Source organism: Pseudomonas sp. Irchel s3b5 (genome assembly GCF_900187435.1).
Taxonomy (GTDB): domain Bacteria; phylum Pseudomonadota; class Gammaproteobacteria; order Pseudomonadales; family Pseudomonadaceae; genus Aquipseudomonas.
This window is the reverse complement of record NZ_FYDY01000020.1, coordinates 65,496-88,771: the sequence shown is the minus strand read 5'-3', so window position 1 is coordinate 88,771 and position 23,276 is coordinate 65,496. Positions and strand designations below refer to the sequence as shown.

Genomic DNA, 23,276 nt, shown 5'->3' with positions numbered 1-23,276 from the left:
TCAGTTTCAAACCTCCGTTTAGCGGGCCGCTGTGGCCTGATGTTTTTTGACTTCATTTTTGTGGATATCCAATGTCATCCAATAAAACCCTCGCCTTGGCCCTGTGCTTCGCTATTACCGGCTGCGCACAGACTCCACAAAAAGATTCCGATGGCGGTAGCTGGTGGTCGTTCGGCTCCTCCGACAAGGTCGCAGCAAAAGAATCGGCCCCGGCGCCATTGAAACCAGCGGCAACCGCACCGGTGGCCAAGGCTGACACCAGCAGCCCGTGGTACTGGCCGTTCGGTTCCGACCAGCCGGCAACCAAAGCCGAAGTGAAACCTGAAGCCAAGCCCGTCACCGTGGCCAAGACCGGAGCCGATACCGGCAGCCAGTGGTGGTGGCCGTTCGGTGGTAGCGAGCAAAGCACCGCTAAAGCCGTGCCGATGCCTGATCCGAAAGTTACCCAGGCCTGGTTGGACGACTACGAACCGCGTCTGCGCGAAGCGATCAAGGGCAGCAACCTGCAACTCGAACGCCGCGAAAACGTGCTGGTCGTGACGGCGCCGGTCGAAGGCTCATTCAATCCGGATCGCCCGGCCATGTTGCTGCCGGTCACCCTCGGCCCGTTCACCCGCGTCGCCAAAATCCTCGAAGTCGATCCGAAAACTGCGGTGTTGATCCTCGGTCACAGCGACACGTCCGGTTCAGCGCCGGCCAACATCAAGCTCAGCCAGGACCGTGCCCGGTCTATCGCCGCGATTTTCCGTCTCAGTGGCCTGCAACGTGACCGTCTGATGTTGCGTGGCATGGGCAGCGATGCGCCGCGCGCCGCCAACGACAGCGCGGAAGGGCGTGCGCTGAACCGCCGTGTGGAACTGTTGGTGACGCCGCAAAACACCATGGTTGCGTTGCTGAGCAAGTACAACATGCCAGCACCGAGCCCCGTCACGCTGGTCGCTGCGCAGGACATCAAACCCGTCGCCAAGCCTGTGACACCGGCACCTGCCGCTAAAAAAGCCAGCGTCCCAGCGGCGAAAAAAGCCCCGGCACAAAAGGCACCGGCCAAGAAAACCCCTGCCAAAACTGCTACCCCGGCGAAAAAGACCAGCCCGGCCAAGGCCTCCGCGGCTGACAAGAAAGTCGCCACCACCGATACTGCAAAGAAGTGATTCGTTAACCAAAAGGAATGCGCCATGACCCAGGGCCTGGCTGATATGCGTCGTGACTACACCCGTGATGGCCTGACCGAGGCGCAAGCCCCGGCCGAGCCGTTTGCGCTGTTCCACCAGTGGTTCGCCGACGCGGTGAAAACCGAACAGGCACCGGTGGAAGCCAACGCCATGACCCTGGCCACGGTTGACCCCGACGGTCGACCGCACTGTCGCATTCTGCTGCTCAAAGGCCTGGACGAGCAGGGCTTCACCTTCTTTACCAATTACGACAGCGCCAAGGGCAAGCACCTGTTTGCGAACCCGTTCGCGGCCATGACCTTTTTCTGGCCGGCCCTGGAACGCCAGGTGCGCATCGAAGGACGGGTGGTGAAGGTCACGCCGCAGGAGTCCGACGCGTATTATCAGGTTCGCCCGCTGGGCAGCCGTCTGGGCGCCTGGGCTTCACCGCAAAGTCGTGTCATCGCTGATCGTGCCGAGCTGGAAGCATTGCTCAAGGACACCGAGCAACGCTTCAGCGATGCCCAGCCCCATTGCCCGGAACACTGGGGCGGCTACCGCCTGTTACCCGAGCGCATCGAGTTCTGGCAGGGGCGCCCGAGCCGCTTGCACGACCGCCTCAACTACCGTCTACAAGACTCCAACTGGATTCTTGAACGTCTGGCACCCTAAGCAGTCTACCGATCGGGATAACCTGCCGCAGCGGCCTCAAGCCACTTCGACAGGTCTCGACGATTGATCTTCTGCGCCTGAGCGTTTGCCAGCTGTTCGAGCATGAAGACTTTTTTCTGCTCGTCTGTACCCGCCAACGACAGGGCCAGATCGCGGTCCATCCAGCGTTTGATCCGCACGTACAACCACCAATGGAAGTACAGACCGGCGACGGTTGTGGCGACAATGATAAAGTAGTCCATATGAATCCTTGGGCCAGTGGCGCAGTTTTTCGATTTTGCCGCACTGTGCGGTGAGTTCGTGAAGGCGACTTAACACAGCCTGAATCAAAACAACTTTATCCGGGCCGTGCCGTGACAGGCGTCAAGCTGCGGAGTTTAATGAATACCTGTCCTTTGGAGTTGATGCTATGCGTAAGTCTGTTCTGCTGGTTGCTGTCTTTTCCACGATGGCGATGTTGCTCACCGGTTGCCAATCAAGCCTGACCGGTGACTCCTATTCCCGTGACGAAGCACGTCGCGTGCAGACCATTCGCATGGGGACCATCGAAGCCCTGCGTCCTGTCAAAATCGAAGGCACCAAGACCCCGATTGGCGGTGCAGCAGGCGCAGTGGTGGGCGGCGTTGGTGGCAGCACCATTGGCGGCGGCAGTGGCAGCATCGTCGCCGCGGTCATCGGCGCAGTCGCCGGTGGCCTGATCGGCTCGGCCGCAGAAGAAGGCCTGACCCGTACCCAGGGCGTGGAAATCACCGTGCGCGAAGACGACGGCAGCATGCGCGCCTACGTGCAACAGGTTCAGGAAAACGAAGTGTTCCGCGTTGGCGAGCGCGTACGCATCTCCACTGTTGACGGGACCAGCCGCGTTTCGCACTAAGCGGAAGGTAGGGTGAAAAACAAAACCCCGATCAGGTAACTGGTCGGGGTTTTTATCTTGAGTTATTTGGAGGCGTTCCGGGCGCCTATGAAGTATTCCAAGTCTTCTGGAAAATCGACATTGAGCAGCTTGGCAGCTTGCCTGACCTGAACTTTTGTCATTTCTAACTCTCCGGGCTCTATTTCCTCAAGTGTCTTCGATTCCGTGAGTTGTGCCAGAGCTTGATTTAATTCGTAGTTTTTTATAGTTAGCTCGAATTGCAATGAGTCATCCTGTTTCTCATCCGGGTAAAAGCCAGTGATGGATAGGTAGCGCATTTTTGATCTCTTTCTGTGGTCACTTTGGTGTCGTTCTGCCGGGCTTCGCTTTTTTAGTTTGCTCACCGGTTATGTGATTGATCTCACCTAGGTGAATACCTGATTGTCGTAAAGCTCAACAGCGCCGCTTTTTGAGTCTGGGGCGAGTTTATAGAATGCATTTTAATCTCCCGGCTACCATGGTTTTCGATAACGAAATGCTACTTGGTAGTCATGGGTGGAAATATCGATTCGATGCTTGAATAGACACTGAAGTGCCACCACCCAACCCGCCGAAACATCAAATCCGCCATCATAGATTTCCTTTTCATCCAGCAGACCTAAAGTTTGGATAATTGAAAAATCGTCGCCAAGGTCCGCAGAGTATTCCTGCCCTTCTGCTATTTCTGTGTCCCTGTTATACCAATCCAATCTGACTTTCAGTCCCATTGCTGCCTCACAAATACTTTTTGATGTTGCGTTCTTTCTTGGGTGGATCGATTTGTTTACCTGTTAAGTGATCGAAAGAGCCTAGGTGACTTCCATCACTCGCACGATAGGCTTCCAGTTCTCCATGTTGTGAGTCCCACTCGTAGATTTTTCGACCTTTGGCATCAGTCCAGCGCTCTCGGAGACCCGCACCTCCTTGCTTGGGAGTTTTGTTTTTCACCTTTTTCAGACTTGAAAAACCTGTAATTTCTTCTGTTTCCGGAGCTGGGTGATATCCATGTTCTGGATTAGGGAGTTTTCTGCCAGAAACACTCACCACAACATAAACCGGCCGAACCCCCGCCCCCACCGGAAACACAAGAATGAAATCCTTGTAGTCAGGCGGATACACCGGGTTGACGATGATGTCGTCCGCCGCTTTGGTCGGTGGGAAGACCCAGATGTGCGGCGCTTGTGGGGCGGCTTGCAGGGCGGGGATGCCGAGTGTGTTGGTGCCGTCTTCGGCCGGGGTCCAGATCAGTTCGATGCCTTCGCCGAGGTCGGCGATGAATTGGCTGCCCCGGGCGGTGATCTGCACGACATCGACCATTTCCCAGTCGAGGTTCCTGCCGGTGTAGAAGCCGTAACCCTTGAGGCTGCCGTCTGCTTGTTGCTCGATCTGAAGGCGCACGCGGGTGCGGGCTTGTTTGAGGTTGCGCAGTTGGTCTTCGGTGTAGAGGGCGCTGTCGCCCAGGCTCGGGGCCCAGAACAGGGCGACCAACCCGGTCAAGGTAGCGCTCGCCGTAGCTCCAATGGCACCCATGACCGGCGCGGCGAGACTCGGGGCACTCAGGGCCAGACGCCCGACGCCAAGCGCGACAGTGCTGCCGCTGATGGTTTCCAGATTCAGCAGGCCGTCGTCGTCGACATTACGCCCGCCGAGCCAGGCGATGTCGCCGTAATCCTTGAGACTGTCGGTCGGCACCATTCCTGAAGGGTTGGTGTAGTCGATGATGGCGTCAGGCAGGTTGCAGGACTTGGCGAACACGCAGCCTGCGTGCGTCGGTTCTTCCTTTTTTGCAGCTACCGTGAGGCTGTCTTCGAACGCCTGCTGCCGGGCGAGCATTGTTTCGTAGGCGTTTTGCCGGGCGTCCCGTGCTGCGAGTTCGCGGGCCGTCATCGGGCGATAGGTGACGTGATGCCCATCGCCCTGAGGCGGGTTTCTGATGAGGGGAATGTTCTTGTTGCCAGCCACTGATCATCCTTGGTTACGTCCATCGGCAGCCCCGCGAAGGGGCTGCACGACGTTAACCAAGGTGCTTGATCGTGACTGTAGGACGCGTCCGGGATGACGCTAGGAACTGTCGCTGTTTATCGGGCAGCCACGACGGTGCTTTTGCGGCTCGCCATCGCCGTCACGGCATAACCGATCAACGCTGCCAGAATCGAACCGGTCAAAATCCCCATGCGGTCCATGCCGGCGTAGTCGCTGACGCCTGGTTCGAAGGCCAGGGAGCCGACAAACAGACTCATGGTAAAGCCGATGCCACAGAGGATCGCCACGCCCAGGATCTGGCCCCAATTGGCGCCTTGAGGGAGGGTGGCAATACCGATTTTGACGGCGAACCACGTCAGCGCAAACACGCCGACGGTTTTGCCGAGGAGCAGACCAACCGCAATGCCCATCGGTACGTCGTGGGTGAAGCTTTCGACGGTCACGCCACTCAGGGACAGGCCGGCGTTGGCGAACGCAAACAGCGGCAGAATGCCGTAGGCCACCCAGGGGTGCAGCGCATGTTCAAGGTTGAGCAGAGGGGACGGCTCAGCGTTTTTCGTGCGCAAAGGAATGCAGAACGCCAAAGTGACGCCAGCCAGCGTGGCATGGACACCGCTCTTGAGTACGCAAACCCAGAGGATCAAGCCAACCAGCATGTAGGGGCCGAGCTTCACCACGCCGAGTCGGTTCATCGCGATCAATGTCGCGATACAGGCTGCGGCCAACGTCAGGGACAGGGTCGACAGCGAGCCGGAATAGAAGATCGCGATGATGATGATTGCGCCAAGGTCGTCAATGATCGCCAGGGTCATCAGGAACAGTTTCAGCGAGACCGGAACACGTTTACCCAACAGCGCGAGAACGCCGAGGGCAAAGGCGATATCGGTAGCGGTCGGAATTGCCCAGCCACTCAGGGCGGTTGGATTATCGCGGTTGAGGAACCAATAGATCAGCGCGGGCACCACCATGCCGCCAATGGCCGCGGTACCGGGCAATACGATCTGCGACGGTTTGGACAGTTGGCCATCGAGGACTTCGCGTTTCACTTCCAGGCCGATCAGCAGGAAGAACAACGCCATCAGGCCGTCGTTGATCCACAGTAGCGCCGGCTTGGCGATTTTCAGGGCGCCGATCTGGGCCACGACGGGGGTGTCCAGCAGCCCGGTGTAGAGCCACGACAGTGGCGAATTGTTGATGACTAGAGCCAGAACGGCAGCCGCGATCAATAAGAGACCGCTGGCAGCTTCCAACTGAAAGAAACGCGTGAAAGTGCTACGCAGAGGCAAGGTCGCTCTCCATCCGTGAATTCAAAAGGTGTTACACCCTAACAAGTACTGTTAGTTGTTAAAACAAAAGTTATATTCTTTTTTGTTATATGCCGTTACAGAACGTCCAGATGGCTCGGGCATGAGCCTAGCAGTTGTCTGGCGTATTGGACCTCAGCTGTATCTGTGCCGGCTGCAGGATTTTTCCTAAGCTTGTTGATTGAGCCCTTTAACAACGCCGATTTTTGCCTGATTCAACGAGAACCCCATCATGAGCGACAACCGACAGTGGTCCCGCGAGGCGATCCGGATTATCGAAGCCGATTTCCAGCGCAGCGCCGACACCCACCTGATCCCCTTGCCGCTGCCGGGTTTTCCGGGCATCGAGTTGTACTTCAAGGATGAGTCCAGCCACCCCACGGGCAGCCTGAAGCATCGCCTCGCGCGCTCGCTGTTCCTGTATGCGCTGTGTAACGGCTGGCTCAAACCCGGTGCGCCGGTCATCGAAGCGTCGAGTGGCTCGACCGCCATTTCCGAGGCTTACTTTGCACGCATGCTGGGTTTGCCGTTCATTGCGGTGATGCCTGCCACCACCTCCAAAGAGAAGATCGCGCAGATCGCGTTCTACGGTGGCCAAAGCCATTTGGTCGACGACCCGACCCAGATCTACGCCGAATCCGAGCGCCTGGCGCGTGAGCACGACGGGCATTTCATCGACCAGTTCACCTATGCCGAGCGCGCCACCGACTGGCGGGCCAACAACAATATCGCCGAGTCCATCTTCCATCAGATGCGATTCGAGCAGCATCCCGAGCCGAGCTGGCTGATTTCCAGCCCCGGTACCGGCGGCACCACGGCCACACTGGGCCGATACGTACGTTATCGCCAGCACGACACCCGTGTGCTGTGTGCCGATGCCGAGCGCTCGGTGTTCTTCGATTACTACCAGACCGGCGATGCCAGCCTGCGCCTTGATCACGGTTCGCGGATCGAGGGCATTGGACGGCCGCGGGTGGAAGCCTCGTTCCTGCCCAAGGTGATCGATGCGATGGTCAAGGTGCCTGACGCGTTGTCACTGGCGGCCATGCATTACCTGGCGGAGCGCTTGGGACGGCATGTGGGCGGGTCGAGCGGGACCAACCTGATCGGCGCATTGATGGCGGCTCAGCACATGAAGGCGGCCGGGGAGGCGGGGTCGATGGTGGCGATTCTGTGTGACAGCGGCGAGCGCTATGCCACGACCTATTACGATCAGGCCTGGCTCAAGGCTCAGGGGTATGAACTGAGTGGATTGATTGCCACGGTGGCTGCGACGGTGGAGCGGGGCGAGCCGTTGCCGGCGAGCGTGCTGCGCGCCAATATCTGACACCCATTACCTGTAGGAGCTGGCTTGCCGGCGAGACGGGTTCGGATTCAGCATGAATGTCGGCTGATCCACCGCTATCGCTGGCAAGCCAGCTCCTACAGGGTTCCGGTCAGGCCTCGAGACCGAGGATGTCGCGGGCAACGGCTTCTGCAATGCGAATCCCGTCAACACCTGCCGACAGAATCCCGCCCGCATAACCCGCGCCTTCACCGGCCGGGAACAAGCCTTTCACGTTCAGGCTCTGCATCGATTCGTTGCGGGTAATGCGCAGCGGCGACGATGTGCGGGTTTCGATGCCGGTCAGCACCGCGTCGTGCAACGAGTAACCACGAATCTGCTTCTCGAACGCCGGCAAGGCTTCGCGAATCGCTTCGATGGCGAAGTCCGGCAAGGCCAGGGCCAGATCGCCCAGAGCGACGCCCGGTTTGTAGGAAGGCTCGACACTGCCCAGTTCGGTGGACGGTTTGCCCGCGATGAAATCGCCGACCAACTGCGCCGGTGCTTCGTAGTTGCTGCCACCCAGCACAAAGGCGTGGGACTCAAGACGCTCCTGCAACTCGATACCGGCCAGCGGGCCGCCCGGAAAATCGACTTCCGGGGTGATGCCGACAACGATCCCGGAGTTGGCATTGCGCTCGTTACGCGAGTACTGGCTCATGCCGTTGGTGACCACGCGATTTGGCTCGGAGGTCGCCGCCACCACGGTGCCGCCCGGGCACATGCAGAAGCTGTAGACCGAACGGCCATTCTTGGCGTGGTGCACCAGTTTGTAGTCGGCGGCGCCCAGTTTCGGGTGGCCCGCGTACTTGCCCAGGCGCGCGCGGTCGATCAGCGACTGCGGGTGCTCGATACGGAAACCCACCGAGAACGGCTTGGCTTCCATGAACACGCCACGGCCGTGAAGCATGCGGAACGTGTCGCGGGCGCTGTGACCGAGGGCCAGGATCACGTGTTTGGAATGGATCTGCTCGCCGCCGTTGAGTTCGACGCCGACCAGTTGGCCGTCTTCGATCAACACATCGGTGACACGCTGCTGGAAGCGCACTTCGCCGCCCATGGCGCGAATCTGCTCACGCATGTTTTCCACCACGCCGGTCAGACGGAATGTACCGATATGCGGCTTGCTGACGTAGAGGATTTCTTCCGGGGCACCGGCCTTGACGAATTCGTGCAGCACTTTGCGGCCGAGGAATTTCGGGTCCTTGATCTGGCTGTAGAGCTTGCCGTCAGAGAACGTCCCTGCGCCGCCTTCGCCGAACTGCACGTTGGATTCCGGGTTGAGCACGCTTTTGCGCCACAGGCCCCAGGTGTCCTTGGTGCGCTGGCGTACTTCGGTGCCGCGTTCGAGGATGATCGGTTTGAAGCCCATTTGTGCGAGCAACAATCCGGCGAAAATCCCGCACGGGCCGAAACCGACAACGATCGGGCGTGCACTCAGGTCGGCCGGCGCCTGGCCGACTTCTTTGTAGCTGACATCCGGCGCCACGTTGACGTTACGGTCATCGGCGAACGTGTGCAGCACCGCCGCCTCATCGCGAACGTTGAGGTCGATGGTGTAGATGAAGCACAGTTCGGAGGACTTTTTTCGCGCATCGTAGCTGCGCTTGAACAAGGTGAAGTCGAGCAGGTCATCACTGGCGATGCCTAGGCGCTGCACGATGGCAGGGCGCAGGTCTTCTTCGGGATGGTCGATCGGCAACTTGAGTTCGGTGATTCGTAACATGGCGGGATCCGGTTCGCGGGGCGCACAACTGCGCCAGGGCGTTTGAAGCCGGCGATTATAAGCCCCAATGGCACCGTCCAGTGAGGCAAAAACGGCCTCTCGTCGAATCAGTCGTCCCGTGCACCGCCGAAGGATGCGCAACCGCGCTGCACTTTTCCGTCGACTCGAAGTTCCGCGCTCATGTGCTGGATGCTGCCGGTGCTGCTGTCGACGCAGCGTTGTGGTGCAACCCACAGTTCGATGTGCTGGTTATTGGCATCGGTGCTGAGGTTGAAACGGCCATCGCCCAGTTGCTCTTCGACGTAGGGCACGGCCAATGGTGGCTGGCCGGCACGCTCGAGGATCAGGCCTTTGCCGCTGACTTTCATCGTCCATTCCGGGTTGTGGCCCGCTGCACGCAAAATCGACAGTTTGAAGTTTGGATCGTCACATGCCGTGCCCGAGCGCTCGATGCGGTACAGCGTTTCCAGGTCAAGTTGGCCGTCGGCACCGTTACCGGAGACAACCTTGCCACGCACATCGGCAAACAGTTTGCCCTTGCCATCGGCCAGGGATGCAGCCTGTTGCAGGATGCTGGTACCGCCCGTGTCGTTGACCACGTAACGATTTGGCTGATTGCACGGCTGGAACAGCAGTTTTCCATCCGCCGCCGTCAACTGCCCTTGCAGGCGGGTTTGACCGACATTCGCGGCGTTTTCACGCGGGCTGTCGAACAATTGGCAGGCGGCGAACAGAGGAAGCAGGGCAACGACGGCTAAGGAACGGGCAACACGCATCTTTGGCTCTCCAGACAAGTGCCGCCACGTTACTCAGCATGACCGTTCATCACAACCCCATCAATTGTTGTCGATCAACCGGAAGGAGCCGGCTTGCTGGCGATAGCGATCGGAAGGCGCCATCGCCAGCAAGCCGGCTCCTACGGTTTTCTGGGTGAATTAACCCACTTGAAAAGTCTGACCCGTCTGTAAGCCTTCCACACTTTTGGCGTAGGCCAACGCCACATCCGCCGCAGGAACCGGTTTGAACCCACGGAAGTACGGCGCGTATTTGCCCATGGCTTCCACCAGGACGTTCGGGCTGATCGAGTTCACCCGCAGGCCGCGAGGCAACTCGATGGCGGCGGCGCGGACAAAGCTGTCCAGTGCACCGTTGACCAGCGCCGCCGATGCGCCGCTATAGATCGGATCGTGGCTCAGTACGCCGGTGGTGAAGGTGAACGATGCCCCGTCATTGGCGAATTCGCGGCCGATCAACAGCAGGTTGACCTGGCCCATGAGCTTGTCTTTCAGACCGAGGGCAAAACTGTCTTCGGTCATTTCATTCAGCGGCGCGAAGGTCACGTTGCCGGCGGCGCAGATCAACGCATCGAACTTGCCGGTCTGCTCGAACAGTTTGCGAATCGAAGCACTGTCACTGATATCTACCTGGAAATCACCGCTGGTGCGGCCGATGCGGATGATTTCGTGGCGTTGGGACAATTCCTTGTCGACAGCCGAACCAATGGTGCCGCCTGCGCCGATCAAAAGAATTTTCATGGGGGCTGATCCTCAAGTGGGTGTGAACGAGGCCTCAGTTTAGAGTGGTTTTTTCTGCTGATAAGCGCGCTAATAGGCAACCTTTGGTTTTCAATTGGAAACAATCCATGAGCGAAATGGATGATCTGGCGGCGTTCGCGGTGTTGATCGAAGCGGGGAGTTTTACCCTGGCGGCGCAGCAATTGGGGTGCAGCAAGGGCCAATTGTCCAAGCGCATCAGTCAGCTGGAAGCACAGTTTTCCGTGATTCTGCTGCAGCGCACCACGCGGCGCTTGAGCCTGACGGCGGCGGGCGCGGCGTTGCTGCCCCAAGCCCAGGCATTGGTCGTGCAGGTTGAACGTGCGCGTCAGGCATTGGCGCGATTGAAGGACGACATGGCGGGTCCGATTCGTATGACGGTTCCGGTTTCGCTGGGAGAAACCTTCTTCGATGGCCTGTTGCTGGAGTTTTCCGCCCAGTATCCCGAGGTGCAGATCGAGCTGGATCTCAACAACAGCTACCGTGACTTGTCCCGCGACGGTTTCGACCTGGCGATCCGCTCGGACGTAGCGATAGACCAGCGACTGGTGGCGCGTCCGTTGTTGGCGTGGCACGAAATGACCTGCGCCAGCCCGGCCTATCTGGAGCAGTACGGCGAACCGCAAACGCCCCAGGCGCTGGCCGAGCATCGTTGTTTGCTCAACAGTCACTACAGCGGTCGTGAAGAATGGCTGTATCACCAGCAGCATGAATTGCTGAAGGTGCGGGTGTCGGGACCGTTCGCCAGCAACCATTACAACTTGCTGAAAAAAGCCGCACTGGCCGGCGCCGGGATTGCGCGCCTGCCGTCTTATTGTTTGTCGGCGGAATTGGCTGACGGACGTTTGCGCTGGCTCCTGCGCGATTATCAGACCCGGAGCATGCCGATGTACCTGGTGCATGCGTATCAAGGTGGGTTGCCCAAGCGTACGCAGGTGCTGGCGGATTACTTGATTGGGTGGTTCAAGCGCAGTGGTGAGGCGCTGGACAAGCTATAGGCCCTTGTAGGAGCCGGCTTGCTGGCGATGGCGTTGTAACATTCAAAAGAGAAGGTGACTGATACACCGCAATCGCCAGCAAGCCGGCTCCTGCAGGGGTTACTCATTGTTTTCGGAATTGTGTGTGGGTACAAAAAAACGGCCCGAAGGCCGTTTTTTTGTTTACCGCAAAGGCTTAACCGCCGAGGTACGCTTCGCGCACTTTCGGGTCGGTCAGCAGGGCTTCACCGGTGCCTTGCATCACCACCCGGCCGTTCTCCAGAACGTAGGCGCGGTCAGCGATTTTCAGCGCCTGGTTGGCGTTCTGCTCGACCAGGAACACCGTCACACCGTCCTTGCGCAGCTGTTCGATGATGTCGAAGATCTGCTGGATGATGATCGGTGCCAGGCCCAACGATGGCTCGTCGAGCAGCAACAGCTTGGGCTTGCTCATCAGCGCACGGCCGATGGCGAGCATTTGCTGTTCGCCGCCGGACATGGTGCCGCCGCGTTGGCTGAAGCGTTCTTTCAGGCGTGGGAAAAGTCCGAGGACCTTGTCCATCTGTTCCTGATAGTCGCCCTTGGCGGTGAAGAAACCGCCCATGGACAGGTTCTCCTCCACGGTCAGGCGGGAAAACACCCGACGACCTTCCGGCACCACCGCAATGCTCTTGCGCATGATATGCGAAGAGTCCTGGCCGACCAGTTCCTCACCCATGTAGCGGATGCTGCCGCTGTGGGCCCGCGGCGAACCGCAAAGCGTCATCAGCAGCGTGGACTTGCCGGCACCGTTGGCGCCGATCAGGGTCACGATCTCGCCCTGGCGGACTTCGACGTTGACGCTGTGCAGGGCCTGGATCTTGCCGTAGAAGGTGGAAACGTTTTCGAACTGCAGCATTTACGCTTCCCCCAGGTAGGCTTTGATCACTTCAGGATTGTCGCGGATCTGTTCCGGCGTGCCATCGGCCAGGGGGGTGCCCTGGTTGATCACGACGATGTGGTCGGAAATGCTCATGACCAGTTTCATGTCGTGTTCGATCAGCAGCACCGTCACGTTGTGCTCTTCACGCAACATGCTGATCAGCGCCTTGAGGTCTTCGGTTTCCTTCGGGTTCAGGCCGGCGGCCGGTTCGTCGAGCATGAGGATCCGCGGACGGGTCATCATGCAGCGGGCAATTTCCAGGCGACGTTGCTGACCGTAAGCCAAAGTACCGGCCGGGCGGTTGGCGAATTCGCGCAGGTTGACCTTGTCCAGCCAGAACTCGGCGAAATCCATGGCCTCGCGTTCGCTTTTGCGAAACGCCGGGGTCTTGAACAGGCCGGACAGGAAGTTGGTGTTCAGGTGACGGTGCTGAGCGATCAAGAGGTTCTCGACCGCGGTCATGTCCTTGAACAACCGCACGTTCTGGAAGGTGCGCACCACGCCTTTGAGGGCGATCTTGTGGCCCGGCAGGCCTTCGATCGGCTCGCCGTCGAGCAGGATGCTGCCGCCGCTCGGTTTGTAGAAACCGGTCAGGCAGTTGAACACGGTGGTCTTGCCGGCGCCGTTGGGGCCGATCAGAGCAACCACTTGTTTCTCTTTCACGCTCAAGGCTACGCCGTTGACCGCCAGCAAGCCGCCGAAGCGCATGCTCAGGTTTTCTACTTTAAGGATTTCGCGGCTCATTTGCGCAGCTCCATGTGAGGACGTTGCATGGGCAGCAGACCCTGAGGGCGCCAGATCATCATCAGTACCATCAAGGCACCGAACATCAACATGCGGTACTCACTGAACTCACGCATCATTTCCGGCAGCAGGATCATCACCACGGCAGCGAGGATCACGCCCAGCTGCGAGCCCATGCCACCCAGCACCACGATGGCGAGAATGATCGCCGACTCGATGAAGGTGAAGGACTCCGGTGTCACCAGACCCTGACGGGCGGCGAAGAAGCTACCGGCGAAACCGGCGAAGCTTGCACCCAGGGTGAAGGCAGACAATTTGATGAGGGTCGGGTTCAGGCCCAGCGCGCGGCAGGCGATTTCGTCTTCACGCAACGCTTCCCACGCACGGCCCAGAGGCATGCGCAGCAAACGGTTGATGACGAACAGTGCAGCCAGTGCCAGGAACAGCGCAACGAGGTAAAGGAAGATCACCTTGTTGATCGAGTTGTATTGCAGGCCGAAGTACTCGTGGAAGGTTTGCATGCCTTCCGCGGCTTTACGTTCGAAGGTCAGGCCGAAGAACGTTGGCTTCTCGATGTTGCTGATGCCGTTCGGACCGCCGGTGATGTCTGTCAGGTTACGCAGGAACAGACGGATGATTTCACCGAAGCCCAGGGTCACGATCGCCAGGTAGTCGCCACGCAGACGCAGCACCGGGAAACCGAGCAGGAAGCCGAAGGTGGCCGCCATCAGGCCCGCGATAGGCAGGCAGATCCAGAAGCTCAAGCCGAAGTAGTGCGACAGCAGCGCGTAGCTGTAGGCGCCGACGGCATAGAAGCCGACGTAACCGAGGTCAAGCAGACCGGCCAGACCGACCACGATGTTCAGGCCGAGGCCGAGCATCACGTAGATCAACACCAGCGTGGCGATATCCACCGCACCGCGGGAGCCGAAGAACGGCCAGACCAGGGCACCGGCGATCAACGCGATGATGATCCAGCGCTGGGTGGTCGGCAAGGTCAGGAAGTTGCTGGCCTTGGCCGGAATCAGCGGCATGCCTGGCGACGAGCGCCAGGCCGAGCTGATCCGTTGATCGAACAGCACACGCAGGAACATCAACACCGAGCACACCGCGATGGTGATCAGGGTGGCGTTGCTGGTGCCATGAACTTCGAGGTTGATGCCGACGATGGTCAGCTTCAGACCGAGTACCGGGTAGGCCACGGCCCACACCAGCAAGGCACTGAACAGTGCCTGTTTAAGATTCCTAGTCATACCTTCTCAACCTCCGGACGGCCCAACAGGCCGGTTGGCCGGAACAACAACACCAGAACCAGAAGACCGAAGGCCACGACGTCCTTGTATTGGTCGCCGAAGATATCGGCACCAAAGGCTTCCGCCACACCCAGTACCAGCCCGCCGAGCATGGCGCCCGGAATGCTGCCGATGCCGCCCAGTACTGCGGCGGTGAAGGCCTTGAGGCCGACGAGGAAACCGGCGTTCGGGTTGATCACGCCGTATTGCATGCTCAGCAGCACGGCCGCGATGGCCGCCAGCGCAGCACCGATGACGAAGGTCAGGGCGATGATGTTGTTGGTGTTGATACCCAGCAGGTTGGCCATCTTGATGTCTTCGGCGCAGGCGCGGCAGGCGCGGCCCAGGCGAGAGCGGGAGATGAACAGGGTCAGGCCGAGCATGGCGATCAGGGTCACCACGAACACCACGATTTGCATGTAGGAAATCAGCACTTCATGTGCGCCACCTGGCCCAAAGGCAAAGTTGCCCGGAATCAGGTTGGGGATGGATTTGTCCTTGGAGTCTTGCGCCAGCAGAACGGTGTTCTGCAGGAAGATCGACATGCCGATGGCGGAGATCAGCGGGATCAGACGGTTGCTGCCGCGCAAGGGGCGGTAGGCGATCCGTTCGATGCTGTAGCCGTAGGCACTGGTTACAACGATGGTGGCGAGGAAAGCGGCGGTCATCAACAGCGGAACACTGTCGAGTCCCAGCATGGCCAGCCCGGCGATGGCGATGAACGCCACGTAGGAACCGATCATGTACACCTCGCCGTGGGCGAAGTTGATCATTCCAATGATGCCGTAAACCATCGTATAGCCGATGGCGATCAGGGCATACGTGCTGCCAATGGTCAGGCCATTAACCAGCTGTTGGAAGAAGTGATAGATGTCAGGCATTACAGCGCTCCTAAAAACCCGATACGCATTTCACTGGTGGAGTCATTTTCCCGCCCGAGCCCCGTGGATCTGCATCCACTTCGAATTCGGGGTTTGCCAGCGAACCGCTGATGACGGTTTTGAGATTTTCAGGTGGGGAGACTGGCGGATCACGCCAGCGCGGCCCAAATACGTTCGTAAAACAAAGCCCACGGCACGCCGTGGGCTTTGTTGGCAGTCAGTCAGGCAATGCCTTACTGAGGTTTGGCTTCAGTTTTTGGTTTGCCGAAGTGCCACTCGTAAACCACGAATTTGAAGTCTTTCAGGTCGCCCTTCTCGTCGAAGCTCAGGTCGCCGGTAGGGGTCTTGAAGGTGCCGGCGTGGATGGCTTCAGCCACTTTGGCAGTGTCTTCGGACTTGGCAGCCTTGATGCCGTCGGCGATCACGGTCACAGCCGAGTAGGCCGGGAACACGAACGGACCGCTTGGATCTTCTTTCTTGGCTTTGAACGCATCAGCCAGGGCGACGTTGGCCGGATCCTGGTCGAAGGATTTCGGCAGGGTCACCAGCAGGCCTTCGGAAGCGTCCTTGGCGATCTGCGAAATGGAGTCGTTACCCACGCCTTCCGGACCCATGAACTTGGCTTTCAGGCCTTTTTCCGCAGATTGACGCAGGATCAGGCCCAGCTCCGGGTGGTAGCCGCCGTAGTAGACGAAGTCGACGTTGGCTTGCTTGAGCTTGGAGATCATCGACGAGAAGTCTTTGTCGCCGGCGTTGACGCCTTCGAACACGGCGACTTTCACGCCTTTGCCTTCCAGGGTTTTCTTCACGGCAGTGGCGATGCCTTCACCGTATTGCTGTTTGTCGTGCAGAACAGCAACGATCTTCGGTTTCACGAAGTCGGCGATGTAGTTACCGGCGGCAGGGCCCTGGGCACTGTCCAGACCGATGGTGCGGAACACCAATTTGTAACCACGGGCGGTGATGTCCGGGCTGGTGGCAGCCGGGGTGATCATGATCACGCCTTCGTCTTCGTAGATGTCAGAAGCCGGTTGAGTGGAGCTGGAGCACAGGTGACCCACCACGAACTTGACGCCGTCGTTGACGACTTTGTTCGCGACCGCGACCGCTTGTTTTGGATCACACGCGTCATCGTATTCAACGGCTTCGAGTTTCTTGCCGTCTACGCCGCCTTTGGCGTTGATTTGTTCGATGGCCATTTTGGCGCCACTGAACTGCATGTCGCCGTATTGGGCTACAGGGCCGGTTTTAGGGCCGGCGATGCCGATCTTGATGGTGTCAGCTGCGAACGAATGGCTGGCAACCCCGGCCAGAACCATAGCGGCAAACAGTTTGGAAATCTGCTTAGTAGCCTTAGTCATAGTGCTCCACTCTTACTGTTGTAGTTTTTATAGTCCTGGCGCCTTGGGGCGGCAGAACCGGGTCAGATATCGACGACATCCCCGGAAAAGCCCCTCGGCAACTGTACCGGTACAGTGTAGAGCGCCGATTGTCAGCCTGGGAAGCTGGCGCCGGGGGACAAAATCTGCGGGTGTCGCTTATTTGAAAGAAAAAGTCAGAATTGCGGCGGGGGTTTGACGGGCATATAACCTGATTCCGTGCATTCCTTGGCATTCCTGCGCTTTTCATTCAGTGATGCAAATTGCTTCAGGGTTTTTCTGCCAGAGCACCGACGTTATCATTGCGTCGATTTCTTTTCCGGACCGGACCCATGACTGAAGAACCTAGCACCCTCTATGCCAAGCTGCTTGGTGAAACCGCATCTATTACCTGGAAGGAGTTGGAGCCGTTCTTCGCCAAGGGTGCCCTATTGTGGGTCGACCCCGAGCTGGATTTGATCGCCGCTGCCGAAGCCATGGCGACCGATGATGGCGAGAAAGTGGCTGCCTGGCTGGCCGCCGACCAGCTCGCCAAGCTGTCTGAAACACGGGCGCTGGACCTTTTCGAACGTGATCCGCCGCTGTGGGCCGTCGTGGTTTCGCCGTGGATTATGATTCAGGAAAGGGCGCAGGATTGAGTCGATGCACTCTCTTGGTGCGCCTCGTGTCGAGCTGAAAGTGTGTAGCCGAGTAGCGTGATGGCACGTTGCCGTGGAGAAAGGCCACAGCCTCACGGTGACGTAAACGTAACGGGAACAGTTGAGAGAGCGGCCTAAGGGCTGCTTAATTGTTTCCGGGTGTTGGAATGGCTGAAATCTTCAGTGAATTTCAGGGCCTCATCGCTGGCAAGCCAGCTCCCACAATGTCCGGAGCGTTCACAATTAATGTGTACGCCACGAACCTGTGGGAGCTGGCTTGCCGGCGATTGGGGCCACTCGGTTCTGGATCAGGCCGAGAACGTCTTGCCCGTATGGTTATTCAGCGAAATAACCTTGGTCTTGCCAATCCGGTGACGGTAGATCTCGCGCAGGTACTTGATCGCCTTCTTCACACAATCCCGGGACAGGCGGATGTCGTTGATCGAAACGAACTTGTCCTTGTCGTTGATCAGCTCGCGGTACTTCTTCTCGTACATCGGCTTGATCGCGTACCAGTTGGTGTCGAGGATCTTCGCCGGGTTCTCGAATTCGTTGAGCAAATCGTCGATCAGGTCCTCGTCGAAATCTTCGTTGATGATGAAGTCGAGGATCGAGTTGTCGAGGGTGTCATCGAAACGGTACGGATTCTTCGCGAAGCAACGCTTGATGAACGCCACGATCAGCGTCAGGAAGTCGTCCGACAGGCACGGGCTCTTGGCGATCAGGGTGGTCAGCGACAGGTTGGCCGAGGCACCGATCACCAGCGCATAACGCTTGAGCGTGGTGTTGGGAAACAGGCTGTTGAGGTGGGTCTTCAACCGGTTCAGGTCCATGTAGGACAGCTTGTAGTCCTTCGGCAACGAAACGATCGACACCACCGACGAGCAATTCTTGAAGAAATGCAGGTCATGCAGTGCAGCGGCGTCGTAGCCGGAGTTCTTGTATTGCTCTAGCGACGCACGATAGCGCTTGGACTCGATCGGCAGCAGGCTGATGCCTTCGATGGCCTGGGTGACTTTATTGAAGTGCGGCAGGTCGATCGAGCGGAAGAACAGGTCGTCGATGTTCAGGCGCTGCGGTTCTTTCTCGAAGACTTTGAACTTGTCGTTGCTCGGCTGCGGCGTTTCCGGCACCACGGATTCGGCGTAGGCAATTGCCACCGGACCGGCCAGGCTCATGAACAGGTCGTTGGCGTCCAGGCGAATGGTTTCGCCGATGTCGATGCCGGCGCGACGGAAGTAGTTCTGGTCGTAGTCAGTCGTGACCGCCTGCGCCGTCAGAATGTTGAAGATCTGCTGCGAGATGTACTGGTTGGCGTGCTTTTCCATGGCATTGACGTCAATGTTCTGGATGTTGCCGTCATCGTTCTCTTCGGCGTAACGCATGATGTCGTTGGAGATCAGCATCATTGCGTTCCATGGGCGGATACGGCCCATGACGCTGGCTTCGCTGCTGTCTTCGTTGGCGAAGTTGTATGAGAAGTCCCACTCTTCCGACAGGTATTTGCACAACAGTCGACCGGCGTTGATGTGCAGGGCTTCGGACATTTCGCTGCGGTGGTCGGAAATGTTCGGCAGCACGCAGATACCGCTGGTGAAGATCGGCTCGAACACGAACGAATGGCCGCTCTTGCCGTCATGTTCGTCCATCGGCTTGGTGTCGAACGTCTTGTTCATGTACGAATGCTGCTGGGCCAGGCCGAATTCCGAAGCCATGCCCGAACCCGTACCGCCGCCGGCACTGAAAATCGAGAAATACAGGCGCGACTGGTTGGCCTTGATGCCACAGCTGTCGATCAGGTACGAGTGAATCATCTTCCAGTCCGGGCTGGAGAAACGCTGGGTGTCCTTGTTCAGGATGATCTTGGCCAGGTACTGACCGAGGATCGGCGCGTTACCGGCGCCACCGGCGTGGACTTCCGACAAGTCCATGATTTTCATTTTGCTGTAGTCGCGCAGGAAGCCGCTTTTTTCGCCCTTGCGCGAGAAGCGGATACGCCCGGCGATGTCCTTGTCCAGGTCACCGAGCATCACCAGCGGCTCGACCAGAAACACCGGTTTGGTAGCCTTGTTCGGCCCCAGGCGCAGGTTGTTGCGAATCCATTGGGCCGGGCTGTAGCCCTTTTCGGCAAAACGCTTGTCCGGCGACAGGCGATCTTCGTTGTTGAATTCGTTGAGGTAGAACTTGCGCGCGTTGTACACCAGCTCCGCGACATCCAGCGCAATGTTCGAGCCGCAGCGGCCCAGGCCGATCAGGCACACCGACGGGAATTCCTGGTCGCTGTGGTGTTCGCTGTCGCTTTCCAGGTGCGGTGGACGCGGGAACACCATGTCGCGCAGGCCGTCGAGGTTATCGAGAATGCGGTCGGTGTTGGTTTCGGTGAAATACAGATACTGCTGGGTCGACAATGGACGAGCAGGGATCAATGGCTTCAGTGACGACGGGCTGTTGGCCGCGGGGCTCAAGGTCAGATCGGATAGCGCAGTGGCCGGGTTGTTTTTGGAAGTCATTGTTCGCCATCTACCTGGGCTGGTGGGTTGGCCGACTCACTGTCGTCAAACCTTCACGGAATAGAATCGCGTCTTTTTTCAGCGCGTATTGAGCCCAAGCCTGGGTTTTTACCTGAGCAGGGCTCGGGGAATCCTTTCCCAAGTCATGATGAATCGGCCAATATTCTGCGATCTTTAATCAAAAGGAGGCTAAATGATGTCAATGCTACCTTCGCTTGGGTTTGCCGGTATCGGCCTGATGGGGTTGCCGATGTGCCAGCGTTTGCTGGCGGCGGGCTATCCGCTGACGGTGTGGAATCGCAATCCGGCCAAGTGCGAGCCTCTGGTGGAGGCTGGCGCACGACAGGTCGCCACGGCGGCCGAGTTGTGCCAGCACGCTGACGTGGTGATGCTGTGCCTGGCCGACACGGCGGTGGTGCGCGAAGTGGTCTTTGGCCCGACGGGTGTGGCCGAAGGGGCGAAAAGCGGTCAGTTGCTGGTGGATTTTTCCAGCCTTGAGCCCAGTGCCACGCGGGCAATGGCCAATGAGCTGATGAACGCGTCCGGCATGGGCTGGCTGGACACCCCGGTGTCCGGTGGGGTGGTCGGCGCCGAAGCGGGAACGCTGGCGATCATGGTCGGTGGCGAGGCCCGGGACCTTGAGCGAGTCCGGTCCGTATTGTTGAGCCTGGGGCAGCGCGTAACGCACATGGGTGGCGTTGGAGCAGGGCAGGTGACCAAGGCATGCAATCAGATGATCGTCGCCTGTAATGCGTTGGTGATTGCCGAAGTGGTGGCGCTGGCGGAAAGTTCCGGCGTTGATGCCAGCCTGATCGCCGAAGCGCTGGCCGGCGGTTTTGCCGATTCGAAACCGTTGCAGATTCTGGCCCCGCAAATGGCCGGAAGCCGTTTTGAACCGGTCAAATGGCACGTTCGGACCTTGCTCAAGGACCTCGACACGGCCGTGAAGTTTTCTCGTGAACAGGGTTCGGCGACACCGATTACCGGTCTGGCTGCGCAGTTGATGCGACTGCACGGGAGCCAGGGTTTTCTCGAGAAAGACCCTTCTACATTAGTGCAGATGTACCGTGAACCAGACTCAACGTCGTAGCGCTGTAGGAGTGTTTGCGCTGGTTGATTTCATTCAGCACTGGAATCAGGTCGGTCAGCGGTACGGGCCGACTGAGTAGATAACCTTGAACGAAGTCACAGCCGTGGTCTTCGAGGAACTGGTACTGCTCGAAGGTTTCGACCCCTTCGGTGACCACCTGCAGGTGCAGGGTGTGGGCCATGACGATAATGGCCTGGACAATTTCCATGTCCTGGGTGGCCTTGGGGATGTCCTGAATGAACGAGCGGTCGATTTTCAGGGTGTTGAGCGGCAGGCGTTTGAGGTAGGCGAGGGATGAATAGCCAGTGCCGAAGTCATCGATCGACAGCGACACACCGAGGGCGCGTATCTGACGCAACAACACCAGCGTGTTGGCGATATTGCCCATCAAGGCATTTTCGGTGACTTCCAGTTCCAGTCGATGGGGCTCTACCCCGGAAGTGCGCAGTGCAAGTTCGATTTCATCGGCCAGTTCTTCACGCGCCAGGTTCAGGGGCGAGCAGTTCACGGCGATCTTGAGTTCTTCGCAACCCTGGCGTGACAGCTCGCCCAGATCCTCGCAAGCTTTGCGCAGCACCCAGTTGTCCAGTTCGGCAATCAGGCCGTTCGCCTCGGCGATGGCGATGAAGCGGTCGGGCACGAGAAATCCGTGGACGGGGTGTTGCCATCGGATCAACGCTTCAAGCTTGCTGACCTGACCGGTTTTAAGGTCATAGATCGGTTGGTAGTACAGCATCAGCCCGGTGTCTTCGCGCAGGGCGTGGCGCAATTCTTCTTCCAGTTGCAGCTCCAGCGTGGCACGGGCTTTGAGGTTGGCGCTGAAGAAATTCAAGCCGTTTCGACCACTGCCCTTGGATTGATACAGCGCCAGGTCGGCGTTTTTCAGCAACTCCTCGCAAGTCTTGCCGTCTTCCGGAAACAGGCTGATGCCGATGCTGGTGGTCATGACCATGCGCCGTCCGGCCAGCTCGACCGGTTCTTTCATTTTCAACATGATGCGTTGAGCCATCTGCCGCGCCTCTTCACGATCGCGCAGGTCGATGAGCAGGCAGAACTCGTCGCCACCGAAACGCGCCACCACGTCTTCGTGACTGCGGACCGAACTCTTGATATGGCTGGCCAGCACCTTGAGCAGTTCGTCGCCGGCGTCATGACCGAGGCTGTCATTGATCCGCTTGAAATGGTCAATGTCCAGGAACAGGACCGCCAGCATCCCGCCTTCGTTGGTCTTCTCGATGACTTTTTCGGCGAAGATCTGATTGAAACCCCGACGATTGAGCAGGTTGGTCAGGGCATCGTAGTGCGCCACCTGCTGCAACGACATGCGGGCCTGGTCGAGTTGGCTGAGCAAGGAGTTGACCCGCTGCAGGTCATGGTCCTTGTGTTGGAGTTTTTTGTCGGCGAGTGCTGCGCTGATGCTGCTGCCGATGATCAGCAGTGTCATCACCGCCACCGTCAGCGCCAGTTGTACGTGACTGTGGTCACTCGCCGGCGTCAGGGGGCTGTCGATAGGCAGCACCAGTTTGAAGGCGGCCATCGCCGTGAAATGCATGCTGAGGATGCCCGCCCCGAGTATCAGGCTGGCGCCGTATTTGGAGAGTTGGTGGAGCATGCCGGCACCGTTGCGCAAGTGCCTGGCCAACAGCAATGTCGCCAAGGCAGCGGCAATGGCGATCAGGATGGAAAGGGCGAATAAAACGGGTTGGTAATACCCCGTGGCATGTGAATGCATAGCCGTCATGCCCACGTAATGCATGGTGGCGATGCCCAGACCGATGCCGATCGATGACGTGCAGCATTGTTGCAAACTCAGCTTCGGAAGGCTCAGCGTCTGCATCGCCAACCATGACGCGATCAATGCGATGACCAGAGAGAGCAGCGTGACGGGCAGTTGGTAGTGAATCTCGATGGGCGCGCGGAACGCCAGCATCCCGATGAAATGCATGGCCCAGATCCCGCCGGCCAGGCAGCCTGTACCTACCCAGCGCCAGCGCCGCTGAGAGGCTGACTGTTCCGAATGGTTCACCCGCTCGGCCATGTCCAGCGTGGCAAAGCAGCCGACACAGGCGACCAGGTACCCCAGCAACACCAGAAAAGGGTCATGTACACCGTTAAGTATGACCTGCCCGTTTTCTGGCTGCGCGGTCATGAAATGCAGACCCGGCCACTCCATAGCATGCCCCATCATGGTCACTTTGCCAGCGCCAAGAGAGCGCTGGTGAATGCCAAGGAGTATAG

General features: G+C 58.7%; 23 protein-coding genes. 7 read left to right on the top strand and 16 right to left on the bottom strand.

Going from position 1 to position 23,276, the window contains the following annotated elements; all coding sequences use genetic code 11:
- Positions 1-71: 71 nt before the first annotated feature.
- A complete protein-coding gene (locus tag CKW15_RS19695) occupies positions 72-1,151 on the top strand; it encodes an OmpA family protein (protein ID WP_095058750.1) in 1,080 nt (359 codons plus the stop codon).
- 24 nt (positions 1,152-1,175) lie between these two features.
- Positions 1,176-1,823 (top strand): pyridoxamine 5'-phosphate oxidase, encoded by a 648-nt coding sequence (pdxH, locus tag CKW15_RS19690; RefSeq protein ID WP_095058749.1) that lies wholly within the window; start codon positions 1,176-1,178, stop codon positions 1,821-1,823.
- A gap of 5 nt (positions 1,824-1,828) precedes the next feature.
- Here pdxH and CKW15_RS19685 read toward each other — a convergent pair whose 3' ends face one another.
- Positions 1,829-2,065, bottom strand: a complete 237-nt coding sequence (locus tag CKW15_RS19685) for a hypothetical protein (protein WP_095058748.1) — start codon at positions 2,063-2,065, stop codon at positions 1,829-1,831.
- 167 nt (positions 2,066-2,232) lie between these two features.
- Between CKW15_RS19685 and CKW15_RS19680 the strand changes: the two genes are divergently transcribed.
- A complete protein-coding gene (locus CKW15_RS19680) occupies positions 2,233-2,697 on the top strand; it encodes a glycine zipper 2TM domain-containing protein (protein ID WP_095058747.1) in 465 nt (154 codons plus the stop codon).
- Between the two features lie 62 nt (positions 2,698-2,759).
- Here CKW15_RS19680 and CKW15_RS19675 read toward each other — a convergent pair whose 3' ends face one another.
- The 5 genes from CKW15_RS19675 to nhaA form a co-directional block, all read right to left on the bottom strand.
- Entirely contained in the window at positions 2,760-3,014 is a 255-nt protein-coding gene (locus tag CKW15_RS19675; RefSeq protein WP_095058746.1) for a pyocin S6 family toxin immunity protein, read from the bottom strand.
- 19 nt (positions 3,015-3,033) lie between these two features.
- On the bottom strand, positions 3,034-3,087 hold the full coding sequence (locus CKW15_RS28850) for a hypothetical protein (protein WP_256580346.1): 54 nt from the start codon (positions 3,085-3,087) through the stop codon (positions 3,034-3,036).
- A 101-nt stretch (positions 3,088-3,188) separates the two neighbouring features.
- Positions 3,189-3,443: a colicin E3-like toxin immunity protein gene (locus CKW15_RS19665; RefSeq protein WP_095058745.1), complete on the bottom strand. Its 255-nt coding sequence runs from the start codon at positions 3,441-3,443 to the stop codon at positions 3,189-3,191.
- A 7-nt stretch (positions 3,444-3,450) separates the two neighbouring features.
- The gene (locus tag CKW15_RS19660; protein WP_095152606.1) at positions 3,451-4,677 is read right to left on the bottom strand and encodes a colicin E3/pyocin S6 family cytotoxin; all 1,227 of its coding nucleotides are present in this window, start codon (positions 4,675-4,677) and stop codon (positions 3,451-3,453) included.
- A gap of 116 nt (positions 4,678-4,793) precedes the next feature.
- Positions 4,794-5,984, bottom strand: a complete 1,191-nt coding sequence (nhaA, locus tag CKW15_RS19655; RefSeq protein WP_095058743.1) for a Na+/H+ antiporter NhaA — start codon at positions 5,982-5,984, stop codon at positions 4,794-4,796.
- A gap of 247 nt (positions 5,985-6,231) precedes the next feature.
- Here nhaA and CKW15_RS19650 point away from each other — a divergent pair, with 247 nt between their 5' ends.
- Positions 6,232-7,329 (top strand): PLP-dependent cysteine synthase family protein, encoded by a 1,098-nt coding sequence (locus tag CKW15_RS19650; RefSeq protein WP_177408820.1) that lies wholly within the window; start codon positions 6,232-6,234, stop codon positions 7,327-7,329.
- Between the two features lie 109 nt (positions 7,330-7,438).
- Here CKW15_RS19650 and CKW15_RS19645 read toward each other — a convergent pair whose 3' ends face one another.
- The 3 genes from CKW15_RS19645 to CKW15_RS19635 all read right to left on the bottom strand — a co-directional run bounded on the left by CKW15_RS19645 (position 7,439) and on the right by CKW15_RS19635 (position 10,587).
- A complete protein-coding gene (locus CKW15_RS19645) occupies positions 7,439-9,052 on the bottom strand; it encodes an NAD(P)/FAD-dependent oxidoreductase (RefSeq protein ID WP_095152605.1) in 1,614 nt (537 codons plus the stop codon).
- A gap of 107 nt (positions 9,053-9,159) precedes the next feature.
- Positions 9,160-9,828: a COG3650 family protein gene (locus CKW15_RS19640; protein ID WP_095058740.1), complete on the bottom strand. Its 669-nt coding sequence runs from the start codon at positions 9,826-9,828 to the stop codon at positions 9,160-9,162.
- Positions 9,829-9,987: 159 nt separating this feature from the next.
- A complete protein-coding gene (locus CKW15_RS19635; protein WP_095058739.1) occupies positions 9,988-10,587 on the bottom strand; it encodes a short chain dehydrogenase in 600 nt (199 codons plus the stop codon).
- 107 nt (positions 10,588-10,694) lie between these two features.
- Here CKW15_RS19635 and CKW15_RS19630 point away from each other — a divergent pair, with 107 nt between their 5' ends.
- On the top strand, positions 10,695-11,603 hold the full coding sequence (locus tag CKW15_RS19630; protein ID WP_095058738.1) for a LysR family transcriptional regulator: 909 nt from the start codon (positions 10,695-10,697) through the stop codon (positions 11,601-11,603).
- Between the two features lie 175 nt (positions 11,604-11,778).
- On the opposite strand, the gene CKW15_RS19625 is transcribed toward CKW15_RS19630, so the two are convergent.
- The 5 genes from CKW15_RS19625 to CKW15_RS19605 form a co-directional block, all read right to left on the bottom strand.
- Entirely contained in the window at positions 11,779-12,480 is a 702-nt protein-coding gene (locus CKW15_RS19625) for an ABC transporter ATP-binding protein (RefSeq protein WP_095058737.1), read from the bottom strand.
- Positions 12,481-13,248, bottom strand: coding sequence for a high-affinity branched-chain amino acid ABC transporter ATP-binding protein LivG (gene livG / locus CKW15_RS19620; RefSeq protein ID WP_095058736.1), 768 nt, complete (start codon positions 13,246-13,248; stop codon positions 12,481-12,483).
- On the bottom strand, positions 13,245-14,501 hold the full coding sequence (locus CKW15_RS19615) for a high-affinity branched-chain amino acid ABC transporter permease LivM (protein ID WP_053155567.1): 1,257 nt from the start codon (positions 14,499-14,501) through the stop codon (positions 13,245-13,247). The genes livG and CKW15_RS19615 overlap by 4 nt, the downstream gene beginning before the upstream one ends.
- Entirely contained in the window at positions 14,498-15,421 is a 924-nt protein-coding gene (gene livH / locus CKW15_RS19610) for a high-affinity branched-chain amino acid ABC transporter permease LivH (RefSeq protein ID WP_095058735.1), read from the bottom strand. Before livH ends, CKW15_RS19615 begins: the two co-directional genes overlap by 4 nt.
- Positions 15,422-15,654: 233 nt before the next feature.
- On the bottom strand, positions 15,655-16,782 hold the full coding sequence (locus CKW15_RS19605; protein ID WP_095058734.1) for a branched-chain amino acid ABC transporter substrate-binding protein: 1,128 nt from the start codon (positions 16,780-16,782) through the stop codon (positions 15,655-15,657).
- Between the two features lie 350 nt (positions 16,783-17,132).
- On the opposite strand from CKW15_RS19605, the gene CKW15_RS19600 reads away from it, so the two are divergent.
- Positions 17,133-17,438, top strand: a complete 306-nt coding sequence (locus tag CKW15_RS19600; RefSeq protein ID WP_095058733.1) for a DUF2288 domain-containing protein — start codon at positions 17,133-17,135, stop codon at positions 17,436-17,438.
- A gap of 308 nt (positions 17,439-17,746) precedes the next feature.
- On the opposite strand, the gene CKW15_RS19595 is transcribed toward CKW15_RS19600, so the two are convergent.
- Positions 17,747-19,948, bottom strand: coding sequence for a hypothetical protein (locus CKW15_RS19595; RefSeq protein ID WP_095058732.1), 2,202 nt, complete (start codon positions 19,946-19,948; stop codon positions 17,747-17,749).
- Between the two features lie 193 nt (positions 19,949-20,141).
- Here CKW15_RS19595 and CKW15_RS19590 point away from each other — a divergent pair, with 193 nt between their 5' ends.
- Positions 20,142-21,038 carry an NAD(P)-dependent oxidoreductase gene (locus CKW15_RS19590; protein ID WP_095058731.1) on the top strand — a complete coding sequence of 299 codons (897 nt, stop codon included), beginning with the start codon at positions 20,142-20,144 and terminating at the stop codon, positions 21,036-21,038.
- Here CKW15_RS19590 and CKW15_RS19585 read toward each other — a convergent pair.
- Positions 20,995-23,211 carry a bifunctional diguanylate cyclase/phosphodiesterase gene (locus CKW15_RS19585; RefSeq protein ID WP_305883147.1) on the bottom strand — a complete coding sequence of 739 codons (2,217 nt, stop codon included), beginning with the start codon at positions 23,209-23,211 and terminating at the stop codon, positions 20,995-20,997. The two genes, CKW15_RS19590 and CKW15_RS19585, sit on opposite strands and share 44 nt — an antisense overlap.
- Positions 23,212-23,276 lie beyond the last annotated feature (65 nt).